The following is a 14,165-nucleotide window of genomic DNA, read 5'->3' as shown; positions in this document are numbered from 1 at the left end:
GCCCGTGGTCCGGAGGATCGCCGTTGTTCGGGACTGTTCCGAACAGCGCGGGCATAGCAGGCGGAAGTAGCGAACTGCTGGAATCGAGAACATCGATACTCGACCCCTGCCGCCGAAGGCTCGCCCTTCGCCCAGGGAACCGGAAGGGAGTGACCATGACGGACGTTCCTATCCGTGGCCGGCACCGTCCGACCCCGTCCGGGTGGCCACGGCCTCCGCCCGGATCCGGGCCGCGGTCCCGACGTCCCCGGCCCGGAGGTGGGCCTCGGCGAGGGTGTCGAGACCGGTCGCCAACCAGGTCCGGGAGCCGACCCGCCGCCACAGGTCGACCGCCGCCTCGGCACGCCGGACCGCCAGCGCCGGCCGACCGGCCGCGAGTTGCGCTTCGGCGAGGGCGTAGAGGGTCGCCGCCTCGCCCCACACGTTGCCGAACTCCCGGTAGGTCCACAGACTCCGGGCGAGCAGCCGGCGCCCCTCCCCGTGCGCCCCCTGTCGTACCAGGACGTCGCCCAGCCAGCAGCGGGCGTGGGTGGCGGAGAGCCGGTCACCGAGGGCCTCGCTGATCGCGGCGGCCCGCCGGAAGCAATCGGCGGCGAGCGGGTACGCGCCGACGGCCCGATGGCTCTGTCCCAGACACCGCAACGCCTGGGCCTCACCGGGCCGGTAGCCGGCGGATCGACTCAGCCGCAGACACTGCTCGAATCGTTCTGCGGCGGCCTCGACCCGCCCCTGCTCCAGGTCGATGACGCCGATGCCGTTGGTGGCGTAGACCAGGCAGTTCACGTTGCCCGCGGTACGGGCCAGTTCGGCGGCCTGTTCGAAGTGGTGGACCGCGGTGTCGTACCGGCCGAGCAGCCGATGCACGTACGCCAGTCCGGCGCTGGCGCTGGCCTGGTAGGCCGGGTCGTCGTCGGTGAGTCGCAGGGCCTGCTCGAAGTGGTCGAGCGCCTCGGCGTACCGGTCCAGAATGGTGGTGAGTTCACCGAGGCAGCGGTGCAGCGTGCCCGCGCTGTGCCGGTCGCCGGCGGACAGTGCGACCGCGAGCGCCCGGCCCTGCAACCGTTCCCAGTCGTCGAAGTGGCTGCCGACCTGGAAGAACGGTGTCAATGCGGTGGCCAGCCCGGCGGCGGGCGCGATCACGTCGTCGTCCAGCCCCTGGTCGACCACCGCGATCAGAAACCGGCGTTCGTCGTTGAACCACACCACCGGGTCGGCGGTGAGCCGGTCGGCTTCCGGCGTGGGCAACCGCCACGACACCAGTTCCTCGTGCGACATGACCTGGAAGTCGGCGGCGAGGATGGTCGCGGCACGGTCGGCCAGGGAGAGGCAGGCGCCACGCAGCCGGTCGAGCGCGGCGGCCCGCCACCGTGGAGTGATCTCCTGATCCGCCCGCTCCCGGCCGAGCAGCCGTACGAGGTCATGCACGCGGTAGCGGATTCCGGTGTCGCCGACCGGTCCGATCTCCAGCAGGTGCACCTCGACCAGGTCGTCGAGTATCGCCTCCGCCTGCGACACGCTGGTGTCCAGCATCGCGGCGAGGGCCCAGGCGGCGAAATCCGTGCCCGGCAACAGACTCAGCATCTGGAGGGCCCGATGGGCGGGCTTGCCCATTCCGCGATAGGTCAGTTCGAGGCTGGCCCGGACGGCGACGTCACCGACGGCGAGTTCGTCGAGCCTGCGCTGCTCGTCGGCGAGCGCCCGGGCGACCCTGACCAGCGGCCAGTGCGGTCGGGCCGCGAGCCGTGCTCCGGCCACCCACACCGCGAGGGGAAGGCCACCACAGGTCCGGACGATGAACCGGGCCGCCTCGGCCTCCGCGACGGTCCGGTCCCGGCCCAGCATCTCGCGCAGCAACGCGAGTCCGGCGGCGGAGTCCAGGACACCCAGGGGTAGCCGGCGGCTGGCCAGGTCCGCCACCGTGGTCCGGCTGGTGACGATGGTGGCGCACCCTTCGCCGCTGGGCAGCAGGTTGCCGATCTGCCGGGCGGATGCCGCGTTGTCGAGGACGATCAGCATCTCCCGCTGGGCCAGCAGGGTGCGGTAGAGGTGGGTGCGGCTGGTCAGGTCCGGGGGCACCGCACCGCCGCGTACGCCGAGGGCACGCAGGAAGGTGCCCAGGACGGTGTACGGCTCGGCCGGCTCGTCACCGAAGCCCTGCAGATCCGCGTAGAGCTGACCATCCGGAAACCGGGCCACCGACAGGTGCCCGATGCGTACCGCCAGGGCGGTCTTGCCGACCCCGGCCGGGCCGGTGACCAGCAGCGTCACCGGGCCGGTGGCATCCCGGTCGAGCAGCCGTCGAGCCCGCACCACCTCGTCGTCCCGCCCGACGAACAACGGGAGATCCGGCGGCAGCAGCCGCGGGACCATCGGCCGGCCGGTGGGTGGGTCGAGCGGGTGGCCGGGCTCCTCGGTGCCGGACCCGTCGAATGCTGGCGGTGCCGCGGCCTCTGACCCGATCGGCGGGGCCGATGGTCGGCCGGATCGGTCGGCCACCGGGACGACCTCGTCGGGCAGGGCCAGCGCACGGCGTGCCTCGACCCACTCCCGTACCAGGCCCGGGTCGCCGCCGCAGGCTCGCACGAGGGCCGCGACCACATCGTCGGACGGGAGCGAGACCCTGTTGAGCGCGCTCGCGAGGGTGCTGGCCGGCAACTGGTCGCCGGCCATCCTGGCCCGCCGCTCGAGCGCCCGGTATGAGAGTCCGGACATGGATCGCATGGCACGCAACCGGGCAAGGAACTCCGCCCCGGTCCGCACCGTTCCGGGCCGTAGCGACACCGTCACGCATGGCACTTTATCAATGCACGGCCGGCCGGTCGCACCCGTACTGTCGCCTAACAACCACTTCGGAACACACCCGCCCGCCTCGCGAACCCGGCCGATCGATCACGGCCGCGAGATCCGGTCACGAGACGGGTTCTCCGGTGTCTGGACGAGAGACTCCCCGACCCAGCAGCGGGCCGGCGATCTCCCACATCCCGTCGGTCAACGGGACCGGGCGCAGCGAGACCGGGTCGAGGTTCACCAGCACCCGGCTTCCCTCGGCATAGCGGACCGCGCGCGTGGTCGACAGCACCTCGAAGCGATAGGTGACACTGGTCCGCCCCGCCCGCTCCACCCAGAAGTGCACGTCGACATCGCACATCCCGACAATCGGCGCGTGGTACGTGATTGTCAGCTCTCGTACCACCTGGACCGATTCACGCGGATTCGGAGCCCAGCCGGCTTCAAGCCAGTAGTCGATCACAGCCCGGTCGAACAGCACGGCGTAGCCGGCATGATGCAGGACGCCGAAGCCGTCGAGATCGTCAAGATATACGCGCTGGCGTGTGACGACACCCTCGGCGATGTCGATGGTCATCTGCCCTCCTCAACAATACAACCGATCGGTCGCATAGTAGGGGGTCGCCAAGCTTTACGTCCAGTCGGTCGCATAAGCTACGGGGATGACTTCGGTGGACGGTCGGCGACGGCGCGGCGATGCCACCCGGCGCACCGCCGCCCGCTGCGCCGCGATGACGGCAACGGTCGGTGGGCTGGAATCGGTGACGGTGGGCGGACTCGCCGCCTCGACCGGGTTGAGCAAGAGCGGGATCCTCACGGTGTTCGGCAGCCGCGAGGCCATCCTGCTCGCCGCCGTCGCCGAAGCCCGCCAGATCTACATCGACACCGTGATCGCGCCCGGGTGGGGGTCACAGCCGGGACGGGACCGGCTACGCACCCTCGTGGACTCGTGGTTCTCGTGCCTACGCCGCAGAGTCTTCCCGGGAGGGTGCTTCATCACGGCGACATCCAGCGAGTACGGCCACCGGGAGGGCCCCGTCGCCGACGCGATCCGCAAACTCAAGCGGGAATGGCTGGATCTCATCGAGTCCGAGCTTGCGATCGCGGGCTCCCTCGACCCGCCCGGCGACGCGTTTCGCGTCGACGCGTTCCTCAGCGCCGCCAACACGCAGTTCCAACTGTTCGACGACGAGACCGCGCTCGAGCGCGGGCGACACCTCGCGCTCGAGGTCATCGACCGACACTCCTGAACGACCCGCGTCCCGCACACGGTCGCGTCCGCATAGGCGGAACGAGAAGCGCGTGTAGTTCTCGTCGGGCACCGGCAACACGGATTCTCCGGGCCGAGACGGCAGCTCAGCCCAGCAGCTTTTCCGTGAGGTCCATCAAGCGTTCGGCGTTCTGCGGGTCGAGCGTCGGGAAGCTGAGCGGAAGTCGCTTGTTCCGGTCAACGGCGGTCAGCGGTGCGGCTGGCGGCGCGTCCAGGAACTGGTGAATCGGGTCCACCGCGTCCGCGACCGGGCGGGCCGCCACCGACACCGCCGCCAGCAGGCCGCGGACGACCAGCGGGAGCGGGCTACGGTCGCCGCTCTTGGTGAAGCCGGGATGGTAGAGCACGTATCGGGCACGGCCGCCGGACCGTTGGGCGAAGCCCACGCCGAGCAGGTCGTTGGCTCGACCGGCCTGCAGTTGTGCGGCGACGACCGAGTAGCCCGACGTCAGTTGCGGGTCGGCCCAGCGGACCCCGCCTTTGGTGACGCCGACGCCTGCGATGTTCACGATTACCGGCGCGGTAGCCCGGTCCATCGCCTCACGCAGGCCGAAGCTGAGCAGATAGCGACTGAGGTAGTAGAGCGCGAACGTACGCTCCAGGCCCTCGGCGGTCTCGATTCGACGCGGCGCCACCGCGTTGGCAAACAGCGTCAGCGCGTCCACGACGTGGTGCTCGGTGAGGATGTGCTCGACGACCTGTCGCGTCTCGGTCACGCTGGAGAGGTCGACGGGAAGGAAGGTGACAGCTCCGCCCGCCAGCGCCTCGCCGCGTTCGCGGTTGCGGCCGAGCACCACGACCCGGTCACCGCGTTCGGCCCGGCCGAGGGCGAATGCGCGCCCCATTCCGTTGGTGCCACCACTGACCACCACGACTCCCATGTCGCCTCCGTTACCGTTCTCCACTGACCGTGCTCATCTTGGGCAGATGATCGACGGAGGCGAAAGAAGGCACTTTCATGGCCACAACGAACACCGGTGTGCCTACCACGCTGGACAGCCACCGATTGCCGATTCCCGTTCCAATCGACGAATACGAGTGTTGTCCGGTCACCGACGTGTTGCGACGGGTGAGTGACAAATGGACGCTGTTGCTGATCACCCTGCTCGGCCGGCAGCCGTACCGGTTCAACGAGTTGCACCGGGCGGTGGAGGGGATCAGTCAGCGGATGCTCACCCGGACGCTGCGCATGCTGGAGAGCGACGGTCTGGTCGAACGGGAAGTGTTTCCGACATCGCCGCCGAGTGTCGAGTACCGGCTGACACCGCTGGGCGCCAGCCTGCTGGAGCCGCTCTCCGCGCTCGCCAACTGGGCGGTCGACCACCACGCCGAGATCGCCGCGGCACGTCAGCACCCCTGAGAGCCCGCCTGGCAACCGCCTGCGACGGTGACCCAGATTCAATGCCTCCTGAGCCCGCTCGGGGTGCCCGTGTCGATGAGGGCTCCTGGTTGCCGCCGGGGCGGTCGCCGCCTTCGGCTTGGGAAGGCTCGTCGGGAGGATCAGGTGACGGCCCTGACGAGCGCCCTGCCCTCGCGGGCCGCCGTGACGAGGAAGCCGCCGATGTTCCGCTCGTCGTCCGCGACCGCCTCGGCAAGCTCCCCGACCGCACCGTCGGCGTCGGGACCGGGCTCGGTCAGGTCGGCGGCGATCCGGGCGACCTCCGCCGCGCCGAGGACGGACGGCTGCCCGCGCACCTGGCAGCGGCGGCTGCTGTTCGCGGCTAGGCGCCGGTCCGACCCACCTGTCGGCTCGGCGGTTCGAGGAGGCGTTGCAGCAGCAACAGGCCGCTCTGGAGGTCGGCGCTCCCGTCGAGCAGCCACTGGGTGCTGAGGCCGTCGGCCGCCGCGAGGACGAGCGAGGCAGCTTCGTCCAGGGGGATGTCGGACCGGACGCTTCCCGCCGCCTGGCCTTCCTCGAGAAGGGTCACGATCGTCGCCCTGAGGTTGGCGTACCGCTCGGAGAAGTGCGCCCGCGAGTGGTCGTTGCCGGCCTCCAGCGCATGGGCCACCATGCTGTTCAGCAGGGCCATCAGCCCCGGCACCCGCATGCTGTGTTCGGCTGATCGTTGGATCAGGTCGACGAAGGTGTCGTCGTCCTCGGACGGGGCGTCCAGGAAGCGGCGGTCGTGCTCCCGCAGCACCTCGATGAAGAGTTGTTCGCGGGTGCCGAAGTGGTGCTTGAGCACCGGATGCGTCACGCCGATCGCTTCACCGATGGCGCGCAGCGAGGTGCCCTCGAACCCCAGCCGGTCGTAGACCGCCAGCACCTCGTCGATGATCTGCTGCCGCCGCGCAAGTCCCTTCGAGTACGGCCCCCGCTTCGACGAGCCCTCCCGCCGGGCGGGTCGGGGTTCCCGGTCGGTCATGGCACTACCTCCAAGGCGGTCGACGCGCGGTGGAGCGCGGCTCACTCGATCCTATGGCCACCGCCACCAAAATATCCGGTCGGATATTTTCATGCTACCGTCTGCTGGACGCCGGATCGCGTCGCCACCCCCGGACAGCCGCGAGTGAGCACCCACACCGGCACCCGGTCACCGACACGCAGGAGGAAACGGCATGGCATGGCAGTTGTTCAGGCTCGGACGCTGGTCGTTCCGACACCGGCGGACCGTGACGGGAATCTGGGTCCTGCTGCTTCTCGTCGTCGCTCTCGGGGCGGCGACCCTGTCGGGCAAGACGAACGACAGCTTCGAGCTGTCCGGTATCGAGTCGACGCAGGCCTTCGACCTGATCAGGGACCGCGATCCCACGGCCGCACCGGAAGGCGCTACGGCGAGGGTGGTGTTCCAGGCGCCGGACGGCGAGTCACTGGCAGACCCGGCCAACCAACAGGCTGTGTCCGACGCGCTCGCGGCGCTGAGGACGAGCGGCGTCGTGTCGATCCTCGACCCGTTCGCCGCGGGGACGATCACCGAGGACGGGCGCACCGGCTACGCCTCGGTCAGCTACGCCCGGAGCGCGGTCGATCTGTCCCAGGCGGACCGGGAGGCCCTCGAAGCTGCCCGTGATGTCGCCGAGGAGGCGGGGCTGACGGCCACCATAGGTGGAGACGTGCTCGGCGTGGAGATCGGCGGGGCTCTCGCCGAACTGATCGGCGTCGCCATCGCCTTCGTGGTGCTGGCCCTCACTCTCGGGTCGCTCGTCGCGGCCGGGATGCCGCTGCTGACCGCGCTGGTCGGCGTCGGCATCGGTATCACCGCCATCGCCACCCTGACCGGGTTCGTCGAACTCGGCACCACGACCCCCGCGCTCGGCACGATGCTCGGGCTGGCGGTCGGCATCGACTACGCGCTGTTCATCCTGTCCCGCTATCAGGCCGAGGTACGCCGAGGCCGCCCGCTGGAGGAGGCAGCCGGCCGCGCCGTGGGCACCGCGGGCTCAGCGGTGGTGTTCGCCGGCCTCACCGTCGTCATCGCACTCGTCGGCCTCGCCGTGTGCGGCATCGGATTCCTCACCGAGATGGGGCTGGCCGGAGCGTTCACCGTCGCCCTCGCCGTACTCATCGCGCTCACCCTGCTGCCCGCACTGCTCGGTTTCGCCGGCACCCGCGTCACGAAGCGAAGTCCTCGCGCCGAGCAGAAGCACACCGACGCCGAACCGCACCCCGGCGAGCCACGCACCCTCGGACGCCGCTGGATCGAGGGCCTGGCCCGGTTCCGCTGGCCCGCGCTCCTGGCCGGGATCGTGGCCGCCGCCGTGGCCGCCGTCCCCGTAGCCTCCCTGCAGCTCGCGCTGCCCGACGACAGCACCAAACCCGCGGGCAGCGACGTACGCCTCGCCTACGACCTCATCGACGAGCACTTCGGCGCCGGAGCCAACGGCCCGCTGCTCGTCGTCATCGACACCAGGGAAGCCCCGGACCCGGCCGCCGCGGTCGCGGTCGCCACCCAGCGGCTACAGACGCTGGCGACCCGAGACGACTCCAACATCGCCGCCCTGGTCCCTGCCGTGACCAGCGACAGCCCGCAGGCGCGGCAGGCCTACCTGCGGCAGCTCGACACGGCACAGTTCGCGACGCTCACGGTGATCCCGCGCTCCGGACCGTCGGACGAGTCCACCAAGGACCTGGTCGCGGACATCCGAGACACGCTGTCGGACCTGCCGGACCAGAGCGGAGCCCGGGCACTGGTCACCGGCGTCACCGCGGTCGGCGTCGACATCTCCAACGAGCTGACCGAGGTGTTCCCGCTCTACCTCGCCGTCGTCGTGGGTCTGGCCTTCATCCTGCTCATCGCGGTGTTCCGCTCGATCTGGGTGCCCGTCAAGGCCGCGCTCGGCTTCCTGTTCTCCGTCGGCGTCTCCCTGGGGGCGACAGTCGCGGTCTTCCAATGGGGCTGGCTCAACGAACTCGTCGGTCTCGACACCACCGGCCCGGTGCTGTTCCTGCTGCCGATCCTGCTCACCGGCATCCTGTTCGGCCTGGCGATGGACTACGAGGTCTTCCTCGTCACGCGCATGCGGGAGGCCTACGTCCACGGCGCACCAGCGCGTCAGGCGGTCATCGACGGGTTCACCCACAGCGCCCGCATCGTGGCGGCCGCCGCCCTCATCATGGTCGGCGTGTTCGCGGGCTTCACCCTCACCGACGACATCATCCTCAAGACCATCGGTTTCGCCCTCGCCATCGGCGTCCTCGTCGACGCGTTCCTGGTCCGCATGCTCATCGTGCCGGCCACCATGCTCATCCTCGGCCCGCGAATCTGGTGGATGCCCCGCTGGATGGGCAGGCTCGTGCCGACCTTGGACGTCGAGGGCGAGGCACTCGCGAAGCGCCTCGCACCACGCTGACCAACCCACCGGTGCATGCCTCGACGGAGGCGCATCATCGCCCTGGCCGAGTCGATCGCCGCCTCGGCCAGGGCGTAAACTCGACGTCGCGCCCACGTCAATCGAGGGTCATCGGCCCGACCAGGCGGATCTCCTCGACGTCCAGTCGAGCCTGCAGTTCGCGCAGCACGGCCTCGTCGATCTCCCGGGCGTCGCGCATCCGGGTGATCTCGCGCCGCTTGTGGTCCAGCACCGCCAGCCGCAGTCGGCGCTCGACCTCTTGGGCACCGCCCGACTCGTCCTCCTGCCCGGCCTGCAGCGCGCCGAGGTGTCCCTCGTAGTCGCCCCGCAGCCGCTGCACGCTCTCCGGATCGGCGCCGACCCGGTCGGCGATGTCGGGCAACGCCGTGAGCGCGGCCCTGGTGGCCAGGACCTGCGCCTGCCGCGTCTCGTCGACACGTTCCGGGTCGCCGGAGAGTCCTGCCCAGTTCATCAGCAACGGCAGCGTGGTCCCCTGCACGAGCATCGTCAGCAGGATCACCACCGCGACGCAGAAAATGATCAGATCGCGCTCCCGGACCGGCTCCCCGTTGATGGTCAGCGGGACGGCGAGCGCCGCCGCCAGGGAGACGGCACCCCGGAACCCGGCCCAGCCGGCGACGGTACGCACCCGCCAGTTCACCCGCCGCCCGCGACTGGACTCCCGTCTGTCCACCAGCCGGGCGACGGCGGCGGTCAGGTGCAGCCAGAGCATCCGGACCGCGACCAGCACCCCGGCCACGACGACCGCGATGGCGATCGCGCGCATCAGCGAGGTGCTGGTGACGTCCCGTACCGCCCTCGGGATCTGCATCCCCAGCAGCACGAAGAGTCCGCCGTTGATAAGGAAGGTGGTGAGGTCCCAGAACGACAGCGCCAGCACCCGCGACCGGGCCCGGATCACGCGGGGGCTGGCGAAGGCGACCAGCAGCCCGGCGGCCACCACGGCGAGCACGCCGCTCTCGTGGATGGATTCGGCGAGGAAGAAGGCGGCGAACGGGGTCAGCACGCTCAGCGCCCCCTCCCGCAGCGGGTCGTCCAGACGCTTGCGGATCAGGATCACCACCGTGCCGACCAGCAGGCCGGCCGCGATGCCGCCGAGGAAGGACAGGCCGATCTTCTCGACGAGTTCGATGGCGTTCGGAGCCGCGTGCCCGCCGAGCAGTCCGAGCGCGATGGCGAACAGCACCAGGGCGGTGCCGTCGTTGATCAGGCTTTCGGTGTGCAGGGTGGCGAGCAGGCGTCGGGGCATCCGCTTGGCCAGGCCGGCCACCGCCGCCGCGTCGGTCGGGGCGAGCACCGCGCCGATCACCCAGGCCGCCGCCGGGTCGACGCCGAACCGCTGTACCACCAGCGACACCGCCACCATCGTGACGCCGACCAGCCCGATCGCCAGCAGAGCGATGACCACGATGTTCGCCCGTACCTCCCGCAGGCTGGTGGTCAGGCTCTCCCGGTAGAGGATCGCCGGCAGGAACAGCAGCAGCACCACCTCGGGGGCGAGGATCACATGGGACAGCGGTGGCAGGAGCGCGAGCAGGGCGCCCAGGCTGATGAGCAGGACCGGTGGCGCGACCCGGTAGCGGCCACCGATGGTGGTGCCAACCAGCACGGTGACGCCCAGCGTGATGATCAGCAGCAGTTCCGGCACATCGCCCCCGTTCGTCCTCGCTCACATGGTGGTGCCTACGCCGGCCGCCCGCCCCGGAATCGGCGTACCGGGGCGCCGATGGGCGGAACGCCGCCCCGGCCCGCTTGACACCCCCGTCACCTGGCGTACTCGAGCCCAGGCAGGTCGTACGTCTTGCACATGACCGTGGCCGCGTGGCGGGCCGTCACCGCGTAGGGGATGTGCGCGTAGCCGAGCGGGGCGTGGATCTCGTCGGCGGCCATCCCCCGCCACGCCCCCGATCCGGCACGACGGCTCCGCGATAGGACAATCGCGTCATGGGTACCTTCATGACAGCGGAGCAGATCGCCGACCGAACGTCACGTGCCGTCGACGCGGCTGTCCGCGCGGGGCGCGGTCTCGGGCTCACCGTGACCGATGCCCGGGTGCTCTACGACGTGTTCTCCGTCGTTGTCCACCTCGCACCCTCGCCGGTCGTGGCCCGGGTTCTCACCGTGTTGCCGCACTACGCGGATCTCGACAGCCAGGCGAGCCGACAGCGGGCGGAACTGGACGTGGTCCGGTGGCTCGCAGAGCAGGGAGTCCCCGTCATTCCTCCCAGTTCCCTCGTTCCGCGCGAACCTGTTCAGGTCGACGGATTCTCGATGACGTTCTGGCAGTTCGTCGAGAAGGCCCCGGCCACGGAGCCCGACTACGTGGCGAATGCCGGCCTGGTCGCCGATCTGCACGCCGCCATGCGCGACTACCCGGGTGGGTTGTCGTTCCTGTCCGCGGCCGAACCGCGGTTCATCGAAGACAGCATCGCTCTACTCGACGAACGCCCCGACCTCATCGACCCGGCCGACCTGGACCGCGCGCGCCGCGAATGGCAGGTCCTGGAACCTGTGGTGCGCTCACGCACGGCGTTCGAGAAGACGTTCCCGGGGATCGACCTGCAGCCCATCCATGGCGACTCCCCGGCGGTGAACATCTTCCACGAGGTGGACGGAGACTTGTACGCCGACTTCGAGATGGTGACGCTGGGGCCGGTCGAGTGGGACCTGGCCGGCCTCGGCCCCGAGTGCGAGGCCGCCTACAACCGTGCAGCACGGCGCAAGGGCATGCGGCAGTTGAACGGGGACGTGCTGCGCTTCGTCAACGCCGTGGGAATGCTGCGAGGCGTCGCCAGCCTCGCGCTCGCGCCGCAGCTGCCCCTGTTGGTGGATGCTGCCGGGGAGATTTCCGCGCAGTGGCGGTCGATGCCGTTCGCCGGAGGGCTGACGGGCGGGACGGCCCCGCGTTACGGCAGGGCAGCCGGGGCGGTGTGGTGCGTCGATTCGCGCTGGCGGGCGTCCTGGCTGGGAGGTACGCCGAACTGCCGTCGGTATTCGCGGCTGAACTGTGACGGGCTGTCGTAGCCCACGTGGCGGCTGACGCCGGTCACGTCGTTGGAATCCGTGGCGAGTAGCAGTCGGGCCTCCTGGAGCCGGATCTGTTTCTGGAACTGGATCGGGCTCATCGCGGTGACCGCCTGGAAGTTGCGGTAGAAGGCGGACAGGCTCATTCCGGACAGCTGTGCCAGGTCCTGGACGCGGAAGGACTGTCTGTAGTGCTCGCGGATCCATCGGACCGTCCGGGCGATGTGGGTAAGGCTGCTGTCGGCGAGGCCGAGCTGGCGGACGACGGCGCTCTGCTCCCCGGTGACGAGCCGCCAGAGGATTTCCCGTTTGATCAGCGACGCCAGCACCGTCCTGTCGCGCGGCTTGTCGATCAGGCGTAGCAGCCGGATCACCGCGTCGAGCAGTTCGTCGGGCGCGTCGCTGACGGCGATCCCGGACGGCGCGCCACCGTCGACGGGTGGGAGATCTCCGGGGGCCGCCGCCAACAGCAGCTCGGCGACGGCGGCGGGTCGCAGGATCAGGCCGACGCCCAGCGCCGGCCGTTCGGGGCCGGCATCGACGAAGTGGCCGGTGACCGGTAGGTCCACGGACGCGACGAGGTACTGGCCGGCACCGTACTCGTACACGCGATCGCCCAACGCGATCCGTTTCGTGCCCTGTGCGATGAGCGCCAGCACCGTGCCCGACATCGACGGTGAGGGTGGAGCCGACTTCTCGACCTTGGAGATCAGAAGGTCCTCGATGACGGTGCCCGCGTCGGGCCGGGCGTGGCGGCTGAGTAGACCGCGAAGCTCACCAAGTCTCACCCGCCCAATTCAAGCACTGCCTGATCCTCGCCACAACGAGAGGATCAGGCAAGACGTTGCGAGCATCGTTCTAACGTTTCCACTGCTCACGGTGATTCGATGAGGTGGTCGATATTCCCGGAGCGGATGCCAGCTCCACGGCTGGGAGGAACAGCCACCCATGACTGTCACCCACGGATTCCACGCCACCATGACCGCACGGCCGGGCAAGGGCGGCGAACTGGTCGAGATTCTGCTCGACGCCCCGTCGCTGCCGAACCAGGACTGCGTCGTCTTCCTGGTCTCCCGCTCGGCCAGCAACCCGGACGTCGTCTCCGTGACCGAGGGCTGGACCAGCCAGCGGGCGCACGGCGCCTTCTTCGCCACCGAGCAGGCGCAGGCCCTGGTTGCCAAGCTGCGGCCGCTTCTCGCCGACGAATCGCGGTACGTCGACGAGGTACCGGTCGGCGGCAAGGCCACCTTCTGAAAACGCCGAGAAGAGAAAGGACCACCGTGGTGTTGGCACGACCTGACTTCGACCCCGCACTGCGCATGCTGCTCGCCGACATGCCGCTCGTCCCCCAGCTCACCCCCGAGGCCCTGGCGCAGATCCGGCCGTACGCGTCGTCACCGGTCGAACCACTGCTCGACGGTCGTGCTGTCGAGCGGCGCGAAGTGACCATCTCCGCTCAGGACGGCACCCGGATCCCGCTCTCGATCCTCACGCCCACCGGGATGCCCCGTACCGCCGCCGCGCCGTGCGTCTACTGGATCCACGGCGGCGGGATGGTCATGGGCGACCGCTATTCCCAGATCGACATCCCGCTGGAGTGGCTGGAACTGCTCGGCGCAGTGGTGATCTCGGTCGACTACCGGCTGGCACCGGAGGTCAACGGCACCACCCTGGTCGACGACTGCTACCACGGGCTGCTCTGCACCGCCGAGCACGCCGCCGACCTCGGCATCGATCCGGCCCGGATCATCGTGGCGGGCGCGAGCGCCGGCGGTGGCCTCGCCGCCGGGGTCACCCTGATGGCCCGCGACCGTGGCGCTCCGGCGATCGCCGCCCAGGTGCTGATCGGCCCCATGCTCGACCACCGCAACACCACCACCTCCAGCCGGCAGTACTCCGGCGAGCCGGGTGTCTGGACCCGCGAGATGAACGAGTTCGCCTGGCGATCCGTGCTCGGCGACCTCGCCGGCGCCACGGTACCCGCGTACGTCTCACCGGCACTGGCCGACGATCTCGCCGGCCTACCCACCACCTACGTCGACGCCGGCTCGGCCGAGGTCTTCCGGGACGAGGGCGTCGACTACGCCGCCCGGATCTGGGCCGCCGGTGGCCAGGCCGAACTCCACGTCTGGGCCGGCGGCTTCCACGGATTCGACGCGCTGTATCCGCACGTACCGGTCTCGGCCGCGGCCCGACAGACACGCAACGACTGGCTCACCCGCGTACTCGGCACGGCTCCCGACATCCAGACGAAGGAACAGGTGGGCTGACC

Annotated in this window: 14 protein-coding genes; 6 read left to right on the top strand and 8 right to left on the bottom strand. The window is 70.1% G+C overall.

Going from position 1 to position 14,165, the window contains the following annotated elements; all coding sequences use genetic code 11:
- Positions 1-168: 168 nt before the first annotated feature.
- Both AB0I42_RS06010 and AB0I42_RS06005 read right to left on the bottom strand, forming a co-directional pair.
- Positions 169-2,712, bottom strand: a complete 2,544-nt coding sequence (locus AB0I42_RS06010; RefSeq protein WP_357534610.1) for a tetratricopeptide repeat protein — start codon at positions 2,710-2,712, stop codon at positions 169-171.
- Positions 2,713-2,908: 196 nt separating this feature from the next.
- Positions 2,909-3,364, bottom strand: a complete 456-nt coding sequence (locus AB0I42_RS06005; RefSeq protein ID WP_357534608.1) for a hotdog domain-containing protein — start codon at positions 3,362-3,364, stop codon at positions 2,909-2,911.
- 85 nt (positions 3,365-3,449) lie between these two features.
- Between AB0I42_RS06005 and AB0I42_RS06000 the strand changes: the two genes are divergently transcribed.
- Positions 3,450-4,037: a hypothetical protein gene (locus AB0I42_RS06000; protein WP_357534607.1), complete on the top strand. Its 588-nt coding sequence runs from the start codon at positions 3,450-3,452 to the stop codon at positions 4,035-4,037.
- A 106-nt stretch (positions 4,038-4,143) separates the two neighbouring features.
- On the opposite strand, the gene AB0I42_RS05995 is transcribed toward AB0I42_RS06000, so the two are convergent.
- Positions 4,144-4,938 (bottom strand): SDR family NAD(P)-dependent oxidoreductase, encoded by a 795-nt coding sequence (locus AB0I42_RS05995; protein ID WP_357534605.1) that lies wholly within the window; start codon positions 4,936-4,938, stop codon positions 4,144-4,146.
- A 188-nt stretch (positions 4,939-5,126) separates the two neighbouring features.
- Between AB0I42_RS05995 and AB0I42_RS05990 the strand changes: the two genes are divergently transcribed.
- Positions 5,127-5,417 (top strand): helix-turn-helix domain-containing protein, encoded by a 291-nt coding sequence (locus AB0I42_RS05990; RefSeq protein ID WP_357534603.1) that lies wholly within the window; start codon positions 5,127-5,129, stop codon positions 5,415-5,417.
- 140 nt (positions 5,418-5,557) lie between these two features.
- Here AB0I42_RS05990 and AB0I42_RS05985 read toward each other — a convergent pair whose 3' ends face one another.
- Both AB0I42_RS05985 and AB0I42_RS05980 read right to left on the bottom strand, forming a co-directional pair.
- Positions 5,558-5,752 (bottom strand): hypothetical protein, encoded by a 195-nt coding sequence (locus AB0I42_RS05985; protein WP_357534602.1) that lies wholly within the window; start codon positions 5,750-5,752, stop codon positions 5,558-5,560.
- 26 nt (positions 5,753-5,778) lie between these two features.
- Entirely contained in the window at positions 5,779-6,423 is a 645-nt protein-coding gene (locus AB0I42_RS05980; RefSeq protein WP_357534600.1) for a TetR/AcrR family transcriptional regulator, read from the bottom strand.
- A 247-nt stretch (positions 6,424-6,670) separates the two neighbouring features.
- Between AB0I42_RS05980 and AB0I42_RS05975 the strand changes: the two genes are divergently transcribed.
- Positions 6,671-8,848 (top strand): MMPL family transporter, encoded by a 2,178-nt coding sequence (locus tag AB0I42_RS05975; RefSeq protein WP_357534598.1) that lies wholly within the window; start codon positions 6,671-6,673, stop codon positions 8,846-8,848.
- Positions 8,849-8,945: 97 nt separating this feature from the next.
- On the opposite strand, the gene AB0I42_RS05970 is transcribed toward AB0I42_RS05975, so the two are convergent.
- Both AB0I42_RS05970 and AB0I42_RS05965 read right to left on the bottom strand, forming a co-directional pair.
- Positions 8,946-10,517, bottom strand: coding sequence for a Na+/H+ antiporter (locus AB0I42_RS05970; RefSeq protein WP_357534596.1), 1,572 nt, complete (start codon positions 10,515-10,517; stop codon positions 8,946-8,948).
- Positions 10,518-10,633: 116 nt separating this feature from the next.
- Positions 10,634-10,759 carry a hypothetical protein gene (locus AB0I42_RS05965; RefSeq protein ID WP_357534595.1) on the bottom strand — a complete coding sequence of 42 codons (126 nt, stop codon included), beginning with the start codon at positions 10,757-10,759 and terminating at the stop codon, positions 10,634-10,636.
- Between the two features lie 54 nt (positions 10,760-10,813).
- Here AB0I42_RS05965 and AB0I42_RS05960 point away from each other — a divergent pair, with 54 nt between their 5' ends.
- The gene (locus AB0I42_RS05960; protein ID WP_357534593.1) at positions 10,814-11,893 is read left to right on the top strand and encodes a phosphotransferase; all 1,080 of its coding nucleotides are present in this window, start codon (positions 10,814-10,816) and stop codon (positions 11,891-11,893) included.
- Here the strand turns inward: AB0I42_RS05960 and AB0I42_RS05955 are convergent.
- Positions 11,776-12,681, bottom strand: coding sequence for an AraC family transcriptional regulator (locus AB0I42_RS05955; RefSeq protein ID WP_357534592.1), 906 nt, complete (start codon positions 12,679-12,681; stop codon positions 11,776-11,778). The two genes, AB0I42_RS05960 and AB0I42_RS05955, sit on opposite strands and share 118 nt — an antisense overlap.
- 160 nt (positions 12,682-12,841) lie before the next feature.
- On the opposite strand from AB0I42_RS05955, the gene AB0I42_RS05950 reads away from it, so the two are divergent.
- Together AB0I42_RS05950 and AB0I42_RS05945 are read left to right on the top strand one after the other, a co-directional pair.
- Complete coding sequence (locus AB0I42_RS05950; RefSeq protein ID WP_357534590.1) at positions 12,842-13,147, top strand: antibiotic biosynthesis monooxygenase; 306 nt, start codon at positions 12,842-12,844, stop codon at positions 13,145-13,147.
- A gap of 29 nt (positions 13,148-13,176) precedes the next feature.
- Positions 13,177-14,163: an alpha/beta hydrolase gene (locus tag AB0I42_RS05945; RefSeq protein ID WP_357534588.1), complete on the top strand. Its 987-nt coding sequence runs from the start codon at positions 13,177-13,179 to the stop codon at positions 14,161-14,163.
- Positions 14,164-14,165 lie beyond the last annotated feature (2 nt).

This window comes from Polymorphospora sp. NPDC050346 (genome assembly GCF_040655695.1).
GTDB classification, from domain to species: Bacteria; Actinomycetota; Actinomycetes; order Mycobacteriales; family Micromonosporaceae; genus Polymorphospora; species Polymorphospora lycopeni.
The sequence above is the reverse complement of the archived record's forward strand: the minus strand, read 5'-3'. Positions and strand labels throughout refer to the sequence as shown.